General features: G+C 51.1%; 10 protein-coding genes and 1 tRNA gene. 5 read left to right on the top strand and 6 right to left on the bottom strand.

Annotation, left to right across the window (positions count from 1 at the left end):
- Nucleotides 1-408: 408 nt before the first annotated feature.
- Genes DVA43_RS21495 through DVA43_RS21480 form a run of 4 tightly spaced genes read left to right on the top strand, consistent with a single transcriptional unit; the run spans nt 409 to nt 5,248 of the window.
- Nucleotides 409-1,356 (top strand): ATP-binding protein, encoded by a 948-nt coding sequence (locus DVA43_RS21495; RefSeq protein ID WP_063159996.1) that lies wholly within the window; start codon nt 409-411, stop codon nt 1,354-1,356.
- Between the two features lie 18 nt (nt 1,357-1,374).
- Complete coding sequence (locus tag DVA43_RS21490; protein ID WP_074132783.1) at nt 1,375-2,646, top strand: hypothetical protein; 1,272 nt, start codon at nt 1,375-1,377, stop codon at nt 2,644-2,646.
- The gene (locus DVA43_RS21485; protein ID WP_063159985.1) at nt 2,643-4,595 is read left to right on the top strand and encodes a hypothetical protein; all 1,953 of its coding nucleotides are present in this window, start codon (nt 2,643-2,645) and stop codon (nt 4,593-4,595) included. The genes DVA43_RS21490 and DVA43_RS21485 overlap by 4 nt, the downstream gene beginning before the upstream one ends.
- Before the next feature lie 11 nt (nt 4,596-4,606).
- Nucleotides 4,607-5,248, top strand: a complete 642-nt coding sequence (locus DVA43_RS21480; protein ID WP_063159986.1) for an OmpA family protein — start codon at nt 4,607-4,609, stop codon at nt 5,246-5,248.
- Between the two features lie 166 nt (nt 5,249-5,414).
- Here DVA43_RS21480 and DVA43_RS21475 read toward each other — a convergent pair whose 3' ends face one another.
- Nucleotides 5,415-6,731, bottom strand: a complete 1,317-nt coding sequence (locus DVA43_RS21475; RefSeq protein ID WP_063159987.1) for a site-specific integrase — start codon at nt 6,729-6,731, stop codon at nt 5,415-5,417.
- Between the two features lie 178 nt (nt 6,732-6,909).
- Here DVA43_RS21475 and DVA43_RS24760 point away from each other — a divergent pair.
- Nucleotides 6,910-6,975: transfer RNA gene (locus DVA43_RS24760), tRNA-Met, on the top strand.
- A 52-nt stretch (nt 6,976-7,027) separates the two neighbouring features.
- On the opposite strand, the gene DVA43_RS21470 is transcribed toward DVA43_RS24760, so the two are convergent.
- The 5 genes from DVA43_RS21470 to DVA43_RS25395 form a co-directional block, all read right to left on the bottom strand.
- Complete coding sequence (locus DVA43_RS21470; RefSeq protein ID WP_114316682.1) at nt 7,028-7,351, bottom strand: hypothetical protein; 324 nt, start codon at nt 7,349-7,351, stop codon at nt 7,028-7,030.
- Between the two features lie 564 nt (nt 7,352-7,915).
- Nucleotides 7,916-9,613 (bottom strand): hypothetical protein, encoded by a 1,698-nt coding sequence (locus DVA43_RS21460; RefSeq protein WP_114316680.1) that lies wholly within the window; start codon nt 9,611-9,613, stop codon nt 7,916-7,918.
- Between the two features lie 3 nt (nt 9,614-9,616).
- On the bottom strand, nt 9,617-10,162 hold the full coding sequence (locus tag DVA43_RS21455) for a hypothetical protein (protein ID WP_114316678.1): 546 nt from the start codon (nt 10,160-10,162) through the stop codon (nt 9,617-9,619).
- Nucleotides 10,137-10,850 carry a hypothetical protein gene (locus DVA43_RS21450; protein ID WP_114316676.1) on the bottom strand — a complete coding sequence of 238 codons (714 nt, stop codon included), beginning with the start codon at nt 10,848-10,850 and terminating at the stop codon, nt 10,137-10,139. Before DVA43_RS21450 ends, DVA43_RS21455 begins: the two co-directional genes overlap by 26 nt.
- Before the next feature lie 4 nt (nt 10,851-10,854).
- Nucleotides 10,855-14,484 (bottom strand): phage tail protein, encoded by a 3,630-nt coding sequence (locus DVA43_RS25395; protein ID WP_114316675.1) that lies wholly within the window; start codon nt 14,482-14,484, stop codon nt 10,855-10,857.
- Nucleotides 14,485-14,487 lie beyond the last annotated feature (3 nt).

The following is a 14,487-nucleotide window of genomic DNA, read 5'->3' as shown; positions in this document are numbered from 1 at the left end:
TTAGCCGTAGTGATCACGTTTCACCGGATGTGAAAGACGCGACCGGTTGCATTTTTTTGCGAATGATCTGGGCGATTGTATTAGTCAGCCCCCAACTGTTGACTCCCTAAGGGGCATTACTCCCAGCCATTGATGATGCCCTGCTACCACGCACTCATGAGCTCAAAACCAGCGCTGCTAGGTCTGGTCTTTACGTCCAACTTATCGTTCCCAGCGTAACTTAGCAGGCCGTACTGGTCTAAGCGCTGCAGTTTTACATTTTCTTAAATTTTTACTCAAGTGACCAACCCGCTGGCCGATAACACGTAAAGGAATATTTTAAATGATTATCAATATGATAATTTTTTCAGAGATAAACTATCCCTGGTTGTAACGGATATTTTATATCTCCATATGGATGACGATTTTATGTCAACACACAGTAATGGTTCGGCACCGATAAGACCGTCGTTATCTCAGTCAGATGGCGACGAGGATGGAAAAAAAAATATACTGAAAGATCCAAGATTTACTCTCGATAACGATGTCATTTTGTCCAAGAGCACCCGATCATCTCTTGATGAATGTATGGCTCGTCTGCGTTTTCATAAAACTATCTATCAGGAATGGAATTTTTCAGTTGTTGACCCTATGGGATCGACAGCGATATTGAATTTTTATGGCCCCCCCGGCACCGGGAAAACGCTTTGCGCCGAGGCACTGGCTGGACAGTTACGGATGCCCTTTATTGCTCTTGGTATTGCAGAACTAGAAAGCAAGTTTATGGGAGAAACGGCAAAAAATATCCAGGCTGCTTTCGCGCAGGCTAAGGATACCGGAGCACTGCTCTTTTTCGATGAAGCTGACACGTTACTGGGGAAACGACTCTCCTCTGTCACACAAGGCGTTGATAATGAAGTTAATGCGATGCGCTCTACGTTACTGATCGAGTTGGAGCGTTTTGACGGCATTGTGGTTTTCGCGACTAATTTCGCACGTAACTATGATGAGGCGTTCCGCAGCCGCATTGGCTATCACGTTGAATTTACGCTTCCTGACCTGACTGCACGCTACCAACTCTGGAACAAATTTCTGGTCCCTGAAATACCGCTCGCAGAAGAAAGAGAAAGTCTTCTCACCGCCGCAAGCGAACTATCCGAAGGGCTGGCAGGACGAGAGATCCGTACCTGTATGCGTCTGGCACTGCCTAAAGTGCTGCTAGAAGCGGAACGCACCGGAGAGGCTGCACAACTTAACGTCGCTCACTTACGGAGTGCGATAGAACAGGTATTAGCCTCCCATCAAGCAGTAGCCAATCATTCGGGACGTACAGCCAGTGAAGTCAACACAGCAAAAAAATTATTAGGTATCCAATAAAAACAACAGGAGAAGATTATGGGTTTCTGGTCAAGTGTCGGCAGTTTTTGCAGCAGCGTAGCAAGTGCAGTGACAAGCACAGTCAGCCGGGTATGGGACGGTGTTAAAGAAACAGCAGCTAAAACTGTTTCCTGGATGGCAGAGAAAGCGGAGACCTTTGTTGGAAGCGTAAAGAGCGTCTGGGAAAAGGTGAAGCCATTTATCAGTAATGTGATTCGCCCTATTGTGCAAAACGCAGCAAAATTAGCTGAAAAGATGTTGCCACAATTCCCGTGGGTGGGTGGTGCTTTGAAAGCGCTGGATAAAGCGTTGGGGCTGCTGGTCGAATGGGATAAGAGTGACCTGGCGAAACGTATTGGTAAGGCCATTGAGTGGGCAATTAATAAAGCCAAACAACTTAAAGAGTTGTTTCTTACCCCAGAAGAAATGGATGAAGCCAAAGAGCATGAGCAAGTACTACGCGAAGCACGTAATCAGATGCGCGGAGAAGCAGCGAGTGCTGTTGACCTGGCGAGTCTGATTACCTTATATGCCCAACTCTCAACGCGTATTAAGGACGTTCTGGATAATATTCAGATCAATGATTTCGAACATTATCTGCGGTTACGCGCGTCGCAGAAGTTATTAAAAGATACTGAGCAACATCTTACGCGTGCGCAGGACATTGATACGATCACCGATGACGACCTGTTTCTTATTGAAACCGGGAACGAATTGCTAAAGCCCAACCCTCAGTTGAGCGATGACGCAACGCAACGCCTGGATCGCGTTGTGATGGCGCGTTTTGGTAAGAAACTCATCCCCTTCGTGTTCGAAGAAATGATAATGGCCTGGGGGTATAACCTGCAGGATATGGAAAATGAATGGAAATCGCTGAATGACGGTCTGTCCAAAGAGCAAGTACTCCTGCGACGTCTACAGATTGGCCAGCGCCTTGGTGATCTTCAGGAAGATGAAGTACCAATGCTCAATGAGTTAGAAGCTCGTTTACCAGTGCAGCAGGCTGAGATGGAAGCAAAACGCAAACGCACCAATGAAATGCGTAACTATGTTTTTGCCGCTGAAGGGTTTCTGCAAATGCTGGAAAAGGAACCAGAGGCGTTTGCAGGTCAGGAATATTTGATGGAAGACAGCAATGCGGTTGGAATGATTATTATTGAGTGTGCTCAGTTTGGTAAGCATTGGGAAGAACTTAATTCCGAGCAACAAAGTTTAATTATCGATTTTGCCAATATCTTTGAAAAAGCCAGTCGCGCGCGTGCAAGCCAGCTTGTCGAGGTGGCAGCATGACGTTTCACGAGTTTTTTGCCTTTATACTGCCGGAATTCGACGTCATACAGATGCTGTTTGGCGGCACAATGCTTTTTTTGGTTCTACTGACGATTGGTTTATTGCTCTGGCAGGCAAATCAGCGCTTTTGGGACAAAAAATGGCAAGGTGATGCACTGAATAATGGGGCAGACCATCTCGATGTTGAACATGGTTCAGTCAACGAAATCAGCGCAGCAGTTGCCAGTCCAGCAGAAAAAATGGCCGACATTATGCCGGGCATTTTGTTAATTTTAGGGTTGCTAGGCACCTTTCTCGGTCTGGGAATTGCGCTTAATAAAGCATCGGATATTTTGATTGATGCTAACTCAGCAGGCATGGATAACGCCATGTCGAATCTGATGGGGATGATGGAAGGGCTGGGGACGAAATTTAAAACGTCCACATGGGGGATCATGGCGTATCTGATCCTTAAAGCCTGTTCTGCTGGGTTAGGATATGACGAAAAGCGCTTGCGCTGGTGCGCACAGCAGATGAAACAAGTGTTCGACCAGTCACGAGAGCAAAAGCGTGCTGAACATGAAGAGACCCAATTGCAGTATCTGACAGCATTACAGGGTTTGAACGATAGAATGCAGGTGGAAAGCGAAGCCACACGGCAGTTACTTAGCAAGTTCTCTTCAGGTATGGAGTCGTTTTTACAAACTTTGATTGATCAGGGTAAAACCGCTGCTCAGCAGAGCAAGTTACATGAAGCACATCTGGTGCAATTGGCTGATATATCCCGCAGCACTCAACAGCAACAGATGGAGGGATTGCAACACCTAAGCAGCAATATTCGTGAGGAAAGCGAAAACTCCCGGCAGGCTAACCATTCGCAGCATGTAGAGATAGCCGCATTCTATATGAAGATTGCTGATCAGGGTGATGACGCTGAACAACAGCGTATTATCCAAAATAAGCAGTTGGTAAAACTGCAAGATCTCTTACATGAAATTCAAAACGATATTGCTAAGGCAGCCGAAGATCAGTCAGTGCAAGGGCAACAACAGGTAGCAGAGTTAACGACCACCCGAGAATCGTTACAACACTTTATTGATACCAACAGTAGCAACCTGTCCGCCATTCAACATTCAGCCGAAAAAATGTCATCGGCGGCACAAGAAATGGGTGATTCCGCAGGTGATTTGCAACAGGTTATTGGTGATTTCCGTACGGGCATTACCGACATGCTAGGCACAGTTAAAACCGATCTTGGTTCCACCATCTCCCAGATGGGCGAAAGTTTTAGCCAGAATATGGAATCGATTTCCGCAAGTATGGCAAACGCTACGGACGGCATTTCCAGCGCGGTTACCGACCTGTCTAAAAATGTTGGCACGACAATGAGTGAAGTACGAGTTTCTATCGATCAATCGATGAAAACTCAGCGTGATGCACAGCGTGAATTTATGATCACCAGTGAAACCTTGAACGAAAAAGTTATCGCTATGACGAGACTGGTGGATGACCTGCGCGAGCAAATCGTTAACGGTCTAACCGCTGTGTCCAGCAGCAATCGACAGGTTGCTAGTCTGAATAACCGTTATGCAGAAATGACGACATCAGGCGAAAGAAATGCAGATGCTATTGAAGCGCTAGTGAATCAACTTCAGCTCATGCAGAAGGAGAGCCCTCTTCAACCAAAAATGGACATTATCACTGCGGGCGTTGGTAAACTGGTGCACAGTATTGAATCATTGCGTAATGAAATGCTGAGTAATGCAGATGCATCAACCGCACTTTCTTCGCTCGATGACAGATTGAACCGTTCTCTGAAAGAGCTGGAGGGGATTCGTACAACGCTGTCATCACCGGAACGGAACCTGGTCGTTCAGCAAATTGAACAAAGCCTGACACCACTTACTGTGACATTGAAACATATCGATCAAACGCTATCGGCAATGAACATTGTTAATGATGCAGCCTGAGGCTCTCACTTATGAAAGATAAACCTAATGAGTGGGTCTCGATCTCCGACTTGATGTCAGGAGTGATGGCTGTAGTAATGTTGCTGCTGGTGATGTCGGTACTACAGAAAACATGGTCGGATATTAAGCATAAGCAGGAAATGGAGCAGGGAATCAATACCCAGCGGGCCAGGGTGGGTGAGATGTTGGGAAGTATTAAAAACACCCTTGATGGGACAGCGAATGAAGGCTTAGTGGCGCTGGATGTCAACTCGCAAAAAATTACGTTGCGCGATGGGGTTTTCAACCGTGGCAGTGCATGTATTGCATCTCAGGCAAGTCAGGCATTAGCGACGATTGAAACACAGGTTGTCAGATTTTTGAGCGAATTTACAAGCGGACAAGTTTATATCGAAGGGTATACGGATAATCTTCCTGTTACCCGTCCAGTGACGAACTTTGAAGTTTTCTGCACTGTCTATGACGATAATTTTACCTTATCGGCAGCTCGTGCAAGAGAGGCGCGTAAATTTATCGTTGGCGATCTTGCTCCGGCTTTTGCACGTCGGGTAATTGTTGCCGGATACGGTGACTCACAGCCTATTCCCGGTGTTGCGCCAGAAGATGCACGTCAGCGGCGCATTGAGGTTCGGTTCGTGCTACCAGAAAAATAGTATTACCTGGCGTGATATTAATCGGGGTGCCTGCGCAAAAAGTAAGAGCCGGTGCCCCATTCAGTTTTCTGCCATTTGTTAGACGTGACAGCTCAGGCGGCATCGTCTATTTTTTGATGCCGCTGGGAACGCCAGCCTCACCACTTTCTTACCTAGCAGCTAAATGCTACTTCCGCCCAAACAGGTTCACAACGTTGTTTTCTTGCTGCCGCTGATAGTTGTTAATCATGTCTTCCCAGATCTCAAGCGCTCTACGCTTTTCAGTCAGATAATCATAGCGATCATAGTGTTTCGAGCTGACATCATTCAAAGCATGATTCTGGATACGGTCACGGACCTCTTTGCTGATTCCTGCTTCCCCCATCAAAGTCTTACAGGTGCGCCGCAAATCGCGAGCGGTGAAACCCTTAAACTCCGGATTGAACGCGCGGAAATACATGATGGACCGCGCCAGGCTATCAGTACGTACTGGCCGCTCTCCGTCTGTCGAGAGTGGGAAGATATAGGGACTACTACTTTCCTTCATTAACTCTTTTACAAAGGTCAACTCTGCTAGCGCCGATTCCGTAAGTGGGACCAGATGCTCACGCTTGTTTTTCGATACATCAGCAATAACCAGCAGTGTTTTTTGCTGCCAGTCAATCGCACTCCACCGGCTGGCAATCATTTCGAACGGACGCTGCCCACCAGCATACACGCAGAAACGGATTAAATGTTGCATCAGCGGACCAACGTTGGTTGCCTCTGCGAAATGCTCCATGACAAAACGAAGCTGTTCCAGCGTTAACCATGTATCACCCACTTTTTCCGCCGAAGACTGCTTCGGTATGGCCGATACTGGGTTAACCTCAAGACCGAACGTAATACCCACGCTGGTATTCATCGGATCGTTATCGGCTTTCAGACCGTAGTTAAATGCCGCCATCAGGTATGAACGAATTCGGTTCGCATGGACCACCGCATCACGTTGGATAATACCTGAGAGGATGGTCTTGATCTGCAGTGGCGTCACATCCTTCGCTTTAGTTTCGCGAGGGATTATCGAGTAACACTCTTTTTCAAGACGCTTCAGTACATCAGCCCAGGTTCGCTTGCTGTCGAGCTTCATCTTGTTAACGTAGCCATGCACCAGTTCTTCAAACGATCCCTGAGACCGATGGAGCTGCATGAGGTGTTGTTCGGCCAGCCGTTGTTGCTCAAGCTCTTGCTGAGGATTTTTTCCTTCAACAAGCCAGGCTCCATACTTTTTCGCCAGCTCGTTGGCTGTCACCAGCTTCATCTCAGGCCAGATGCCTAACTGGATGAATTTCTCTTTCTTTCCTTTATCAACGTAATAGCGGAAGTAAAACACCTTGCTGCCAGAAGGCTGAACCTTAACGCCAAGTCTGCCCGTACCACGTTGAGCACTGTTGCTCCATACGTAGTACGAAGTGTCCTTTGTCTTCAAACCACGTATAGCGGTCTCGGTAAGATTAGCGGCCATACATCTTCCTTTCTGAGGGTAAGTGTTACCTGACCCAATGCCAATTTCGGGTCAGGTAATGGGTCAGGTAAGGATAGTACAACGGTGAACCTCCGTAGCCAAACAGAAACAAAACAAACATCGCAACACACTGATTTTAATTAATAAATAATACAAATAGCGACAATGGAGAACATGTGGAAACATGGCAATTCCATGACTCATAATCGCTTGGTCGCTGGTTCAAGTCCAGCAGGGGCCACCAAATTTTCACAATAGAATCAATCAATTAAGCCACCTTCCGCGGGGTGGCTTTTTTATTTAACCGTCGTGAGTGTCGCAAAAGTGTCGCAGGCATATTTTGATTTATGCGATGGCTGTACTCCTGAAATTCCCATCCAGTGAGCATAGGCTGTTAGCCAGGCTGCACTTTCATCGGGAAAGGGTTCATTCGCAATAGGCTCCCAGCTCATTCCCCCGAACTGAAACACTTTCTCCCGAACGTCCCAGTAATCGCCGCGTGGCCATAAAACATAGCGACGATCGGGAAAGCCGTTCAGCGGTAGCCCTTCGTTCTCTTTCAACTTTTCGCCCCGCTGCAGGAAAATGAAAACCGCCCCGTTGATGGATATGTACCGCATGCACCCTCCTTTGATGCTGTATATTTTCACAGTATATTCTAAAGCGGCTTTTTCAGTTCTCTGTTTTTAACCTGAAACTCTCTAAGCCGCGCCAGCTCTGGCCTTGCCTGTAAACGTTGCTCCGGCGCTTATCACACAAACGATCTACCCATAGCCACGTAAAATTTATTTTTCCTCTATTTTTCTGACGGTTATGAAATTTAACCGATCCTCCGCAGATCCTTTTTACTGAAAAAAAGTGAAATTCTTTTCAATGTTTTCAGTTTCGGTTTTCCGGCAAGCCGCCAGTCGTGGCGCGGGCTGGCGGTCTGGTTTGTAGAAAAATAAAACTGAAAAATTTATACGATCCAAAAACCGCAGGCGGGTGCGGTGTAGTGCCGTTTTTGTCTGCGACACGTTTATTTTGTGGCTGCGCCGCTGCGCCAGCGCTACAGCGTGCCTCTGATCGTTTCGGGGTGTTACGTGCGGGCGGGTTGTCTGCTGATGCGCTCAGGGCGCGTTCTGGTGTGTCTGGTAAGAGGACGTAAAAAAGCCCGCGCATTGGCGGGCAAAAGGTGCATTCATTCAGGCAATTATCTGTTCATACTTTCGTCGCGTTACGCCTGCCTTGCTGGCCGTTTCCGTAAAGGCGCTGGCCTGGTTTGGCGCGCCTGTTCCCGGGTGCGTATGTCCGGCGCACTGCTGCGCCAGTTCTGCCAGCAGATCGATGGTATCCAGCAGCATGGTGAGGGTGTTGGTGCTCCCGGTTCCAATATGCACCGTATCGCCAATAATCTGCTGACCTGCGGCCACGCTCTTACGCAGGGCGGCAATCTTCTCTGTCAGCGCGCCGCCCGACTCAATATCAATATTCCCGGCCACCTTGCTTGACTGCCGGCCTTCAACATCCGTTTCAGCATCGCCTTTGATGCTGGCCAGATAGTTACCTCCTGCAGCCATCGCATAATCGCCCGTGGTGATACGCTGGATCACTCCGGCCATCAGCGTGGCCGTGCCGATCACCGTTGTTTTATCCGTGGCTTTGATTGTCGTTTCCCGCGTCACCAGTTCACGGGTTTCCGTATCGGCGGTGACGGTACGCGTCATCGACGTTTCACGGATAGCCTGATCGGTCTGCCGCTCCCAGTCGCCGCCCTGGGTAACGCGCTGCGATACACCATCACGTTGCTGTTGCAACTGCTCGCCCGGCTTCACATCCGGCAGGCTCGTCCCCTCCGGCATGCTCTGGCGTACAAACGGCTTATCCGGGCGCCCGCCCGTAAAACCGACTTCAACCAGCGTGCCAGCGGGCGGAAACTGAAACATCCCCGAATCATTCCCGGCCATCGGAACCGGCAGCGGTACGGCAGAGTAAACCGGGGTTGTACTGTCCGGGTTGCCGTCTGCATCAAGCAGCTGCACGTCCACTGCATAACGCGGGCGGAATGGATCGGCAAAGTTTCCGCTGGAAACATACTCACTGGCTGCGATCACCCGCGCCATCTTCGGCACATGCAGGCCGCTGGCCAGCTCAGGGTAATGGCTTTCAATCTGTCGCTGCATTGGTGTTTTTTGCAGTGGTTTCCCCGTAGCCTTGTTGCGCGGCGTCCAGGTGATCGCCATTGTGTCATTGGTCAGCGCAACCCGTGTCAGGCGTTCACCGTTCACCTCCACACCTGGGCGCAGGGACTGGATCAGCGGCAGCGTCATCGTATTGCCGCCCGCGGCGCCCTGGCTGAACTCGTGCGGGATTTCAACCGGACGCCCGGCGAACAGCGCCGCCTCTGCACCGCCTGCGTACATCGATCCGTCAGGCAACTGATACCAGACGTAATCGTTAATACCAAAGGCCTTACCCAGATTGCTCAGCAGCTGGAAGCCCGTACCTGAATGGGTGAAATGCGGGATCGGGGTGCTGCTGTAGCTGGCATCAGGGACGGACACAGTGATGCCGCTGTTTTCCGTCAGCCAGGCAGCGACGTCGCGCAGCGTCGGATGCTGAAAGGAACATGGCCACGCCCTGTCAAAAACGCCAGCCAGCTCCCGCACGAACAGACGCATAAACCCTTTTTCTGCTGGCTGCGCACGCTCTACGTATCCGGTAAACCAGCGCAGCAGCTGACCAGAATAGCCCACATCAAGGCGCACCATCTTTCCGGTATAGTCCTGATCGGTCCGGGCAGTAATAAAGCCCCGGCCGCAGCTGTTCAGCTCCAGCACAAGATTCACATCGGCCACATGGGTTTCATCAGTGGATAAATACAGGCGTTTAACTGGTTTCACTTATCACTCCAGGGCATCGTTTACGGGTTTCAGCACCTTGCGTTCAAACCACGTCATTTTTTCGTCTGATTCACCCGCGTTTGCGGCTCCAGAGCCGCCAACGGCAGCGCCAGCACCCTGCGCTTTACTGGTTGCGCGGGAGGTTGCAGCGGCTTCTTTTTTCTCTGCCACGCTCAGGAACTCTGTCAGGGTAAACGTTACAAGCCAGGACATGCGCCCTTCCTGCTGCGGTGCATCAATCGTCCCGGAAAACGAGGCTTCACGCAGATTGACTGCTCGGGCAACGTTATTTGCCACCCGGTATACTGTACGCGCGCCACCTGATCCCGTGGCGTTGGCCAGCTGGAACAGGCGGGTGAGAATAGCGATATCCTTGAACGGAATTTCACCGGACACACGTAGCTCTTTCCCTTTCGCCCCCTCTTCGGATTTCGCCGTGGAGGATGTACCGCCCGACTGGTCTTTATCCGGGAACTGCTGGGAAACTGTGACGCGCATATTTTTAAGCCGGATGGCTTCGCCGTTAAGCGCCAGCGTGATCGCTGTCATGGATCATCCCCCTGATATCGCTGAGATCGGAACCGACCAGCATGATGGCCGCACTGTATATCGACGACACTGCCGGAATATCTTTAAGCAGCTCCCGCGCCAGCGTTGCGCCGTCTCCGGTTGACGTGAATACCCAGGCGCGGGCACGTTTCGCCGCCAACTCCCCCGCTACATCCGCTATACAGGAAAGCAGCCCGGCACGGTGCGCAGTGAAATCTGCCAGGCTGGCTTTCAGCCCGGCAAGGTTTAGCGCTCCCGGTGCGCTTGCGCTGGCCACCGCCGCTGCACTTGCTATGGTGCGCGTCGTCGGTACAGATAGCGGCACAGGATCAGGCAGGCCATTCAAGGCTTTTGCAGGTTTCTGCATTTTTACCGCGTCCAGCTCCGCCGCCGAACGGGCAAGGCGTGAAACCTGTTTAAAAGCCGGTGCAGGGAAAACCTCCGTGAGCGGATCAAGACTGGCCATAAACTCATCGTGGCTCTGCCCGGTCACCATGAACACTACTACATCCGCGCTGTCTGTCAGGCTGGCCAGCTTTTCAGCTAGCCAGGCCACGGCGTTCGCAGGGCTGAGATAAACGCCGTTTGCGGTTATCTTCCCCAACCCGTAAACCCACGGATGTGCGGCAGCGGTGCGGTAAATCCCGGAAGCGTTCGCATTCAGCCTGAGTTGACTAAACGTCCACATAGCCTTACTCCGCCACACTTTCAAGACGGAGCATACGAGCGTCCAGATCATCAAACTGGCTTACCATGGCTCGCAAACACCACCAGAGCAATTCCTCCTTGCGGAAGGAATAGACCGATCCGGCCGGTTTAATCAGAACTTTTTCGCCAGTGTCATACTCTTCGTCCACTTCCACCCATTCAGGGTATTCGAACCCCTCACGCTCTACCATGATCTCCTTTTCAACCTTCCGCAGGGCCAGCACCGGCTCGTACTGGTTTTCCCACTCGTCATAGCAGAACGCGCTGTAACGGCTCCAGTCTAGTCCGTTCGCTTCCATAATAGCGATAGCGGCCTGTACAGTGGGCCCAGCGTGGAGTCGCGCATCATCACCTTCAACCTGGTATTTACTCAGCCATTGCCACACGCTCGGCAGGCGGGCGATGGCGGCGAAGGCTGTAACTTCCGCCAGGGCAATGTTGCGCGGTCTGGTTTTGTGGGTTTCATCAGACGTACCGATGGAACTGTTAGTCGCGAAAAGCTGTTTCCATCGGTAGTTAACCTTGCCGTTGTCGAGGTTGTTATCGGCGTCTGGGCGGAAAGCCATGTCGGTGATATTGATGTTAACGCGCGCAGTGGTGTCGCTTGTAAACCCGTCAACTGATGAACTCGCGCCTAAGATAAACGAGTTCCCGCTGCGCGAAGTCATGATCGTATTCACGGTCGATGTGCGGATGCCGAAATAAACCGTGTCATAGCGTGAGCCGCGGATAAAGTCCCCAGTGCCTTGCACATCAGCGCGTAGCGGGACCTTTGAGGCATCAGTATTCGATTTAATAACCGTCTCGCCATACTGATTGGTTTCGCGCGACGTGGTGTTATTTGCTCCTACATATTCAACAATCGAGCCCGGCTTATTTGAATCATCAGCGGCATACCAGAAGGTATTACCGCCGTAGTTATCCCCACCGCGAATACGTGCATAGCGAGTGGTCACGCCAGCAACTTCGTTACTTCGTGATGACAGCATGACTCCTGGTGTAACTGCTGCACCAGGAGATGAGTCATGGAAATACCAGTTACCGGCCTCACTTACGCGCAGCGTAGTCAGGAACCGTTTAGTGTTTTCTTCCCAGCGCTCCCACTGAAATGAACCTGAGTTAGCGATGTAACGTAGATTAGGATCTCGCAACTTCGGCCCGGTGGGATTGCCCGGCCGACCTTGAATCGGCACAGAGCTGCTTTCTTTCAGTGCTCCAATCTTTACTACACGTTTCAGGTTTGCTTTCTTCGCCCCGGTAACTGTGTAAGCCGCCGTCGCAGAATACGGCACAGCACCTGTGGAGATATTAACGGGCATCCAGTATGCGGAGTTGTTCGGTGGGTTGCCTGTGGTGGCCGCGCGCGGGGTATAGAATTTCCCATCGTAGCTGACGATGGTGCCCATCTCGTACCAGATTTCCCGATAACCGACATACAGATCATTACCGAACAGCGTCACGTTCTCAGACTCAAAAGTCGTGAGCACACCGAAGCCACCCAGATACTCATCGCGGGTATGAACGGTCCGCAGAAAATCGATGTTGTCGATGTCCGAAACCAGATTGCCCGCAAAGTCGAATATCTTTAGCGCGGATGTGTTTACCTCCCAGTCGTAATACACGAAAACGTACTTATCGTTCATCGCAATGCCCTGCAGTGGGCTGCTGTAATACGATGGCACACGGAATTCGTGTAACGGAACCAGCGATTTGAGATTCGTTGATGCCAGCACCGTATCAAGGTCGTAAATCAGCGCCGCGTGGTCGCCGGTCATGGTATCGTCAGTGACCAGCAGCAGATACTTGCCATCGGGGGAAACGGTAACGTTCGTGCGGCAATGGGTGTTGTACACGCCGCCTATAGTGGTCGGCTGATCAAACATTTCATAGCGGGTAACGTCAGAGTCACTTGTGGCGCTACCTTTCCAGTGCACGCGCGTAAAGCCCTTGCCGCCAAGCGTCGTATCAGTTTCCGAGTCGTTAGGCGCGCCCGTATAGAAATACAGCTCACTCCCTTCGTAGCGATACCCCAGCATGTTCGCATGACCGCATGTGGTCAGTGGCTGTGAGAACGCCGTGGACAGTATCTGCGAACCATCTTCTTTGAACGTGTACTCGACGATCCGGTAAGTCTCATTCTTGAGGAAGTTACCTAAAAACGGCAGCGGGCCGGTGGCGCGCTGGGTGACGTACATCTTCACCTGCCCGTTGGCCGGAACGAGACAGAACGCCTGAAATACCCCGGCAGCGCCGTCGAAGATCGGTGTTTGCCCGGGGATATCGACATCGCCAGTGTAGAAGGTGGCGCAGATTTTCTTATAGCGTAGCGCATTGAGATCGAAGCTGGCCGGGTGCAGTGAGCCGTCAATGACAAATGAACCGTTTGTGTATTGATTCTTATAATATGGTTTCGCCACGTTATAAATTTTTCCACCCAAATCAATTAACTGACCGGTTACGCCAGCTTCCAGCACATCAAATGCCGCAGTGTCATCAGCTTTACCGTCACCTTTTGCACCTGCATCCTGCGGAGTAATTGCTTCAGCATTCTTATCATGCTGCGTGCGCGCAACGGCTCCAGTAAACGGTTGCCGCACGCTTACTCCTGTATCACCCTGATCAGGGTCAGTAAGGCCAAGACCTGAAAGTGCACCCTGAGCGTCAGAAACAGCGAGCATTTCGCGGCCAAAATCACTTATCGCAGATGTTTTGAGCTTCGAATCTTTGTCAAAGTAAGGAACGGTATCCGGCATTGCGGACCACCCCATAACCTGAGCCATCACACTCGCCTGACGCAGATCAATAACAGAACCGTCTGCGAGAATGTTGGCGATAGCAAAAACGTAATGCTGCTCATCGCCGGTAACATAATTCGCCAGGGTATCCGCCACGGTGATTTTAGTAGCCGTCGCCCAGACGCTGGTTAGCGTTCCGCGCCAGCAAACATCGACCCAAATTTTTGACGGTCTTTTAGCAACCGCCACAGCCTGATCAAACAGCAGTTCAGCGCGCAACCCTTCGATGTACGCAACACCCTTTTTAACCTGATAGTTACCGTTAGCACCCGACACCAGAAAGCCGTCTTTCAGGAAAGAGGCTGCGCCGTAAGTGTCGATGTTCTCAAGACGGATACGCTCATCCACGCCATTCAGACGCGCGGTGAAATCAATCTGCCAGGTGTCAGCAGGCGTGGTGATATTCGTCTGCGTCGACGCGCCGTTGTATTCCATCAGGAAGGAACGGGTTAACACGTTTCCCTGCTGGCCGGAGGCGGTCTTAATTTTCTTCTGCGACGGTGCGTGCACAATCATGGCCACCGCGCCGCTGGCTTTATTGAGCAGACCTACCCAGTTAAATTCGAAATCGCCCACGTCCGCGCCCAGCACTACCGAATACACCACGGCGTTGCTGTTCACCATGCCCGTCTTGCTGACGGCCTGACGGTGCACGATTTGCGCCGCGGGCGGCAGGGTTTCGGTGCGGCTGATGGGATCGGTAATGTTCAGGTTCGGCACACTGGCAAAAACAAATTCATCCAGCGTAACCACGCCGTGGTTGGCTGCTTCCTGCGCTTTCAGTGCCTCAAAGGCCTGGGTGATAACGGTCTGACTCATAAA

Source organism: Leclercia sp. W6, from assembly GCF_003336345.1.
In the GTDB taxonomy this organism is placed as follows: domain Bacteria; phylum Pseudomonadota; class Gammaproteobacteria; order Enterobacterales; family Enterobacteriaceae; genus Enterobacter.
Note: the sequence above shows the minus strand (reverse complement) of the source record. Positions and strands in the feature narration are given on the sequence as shown.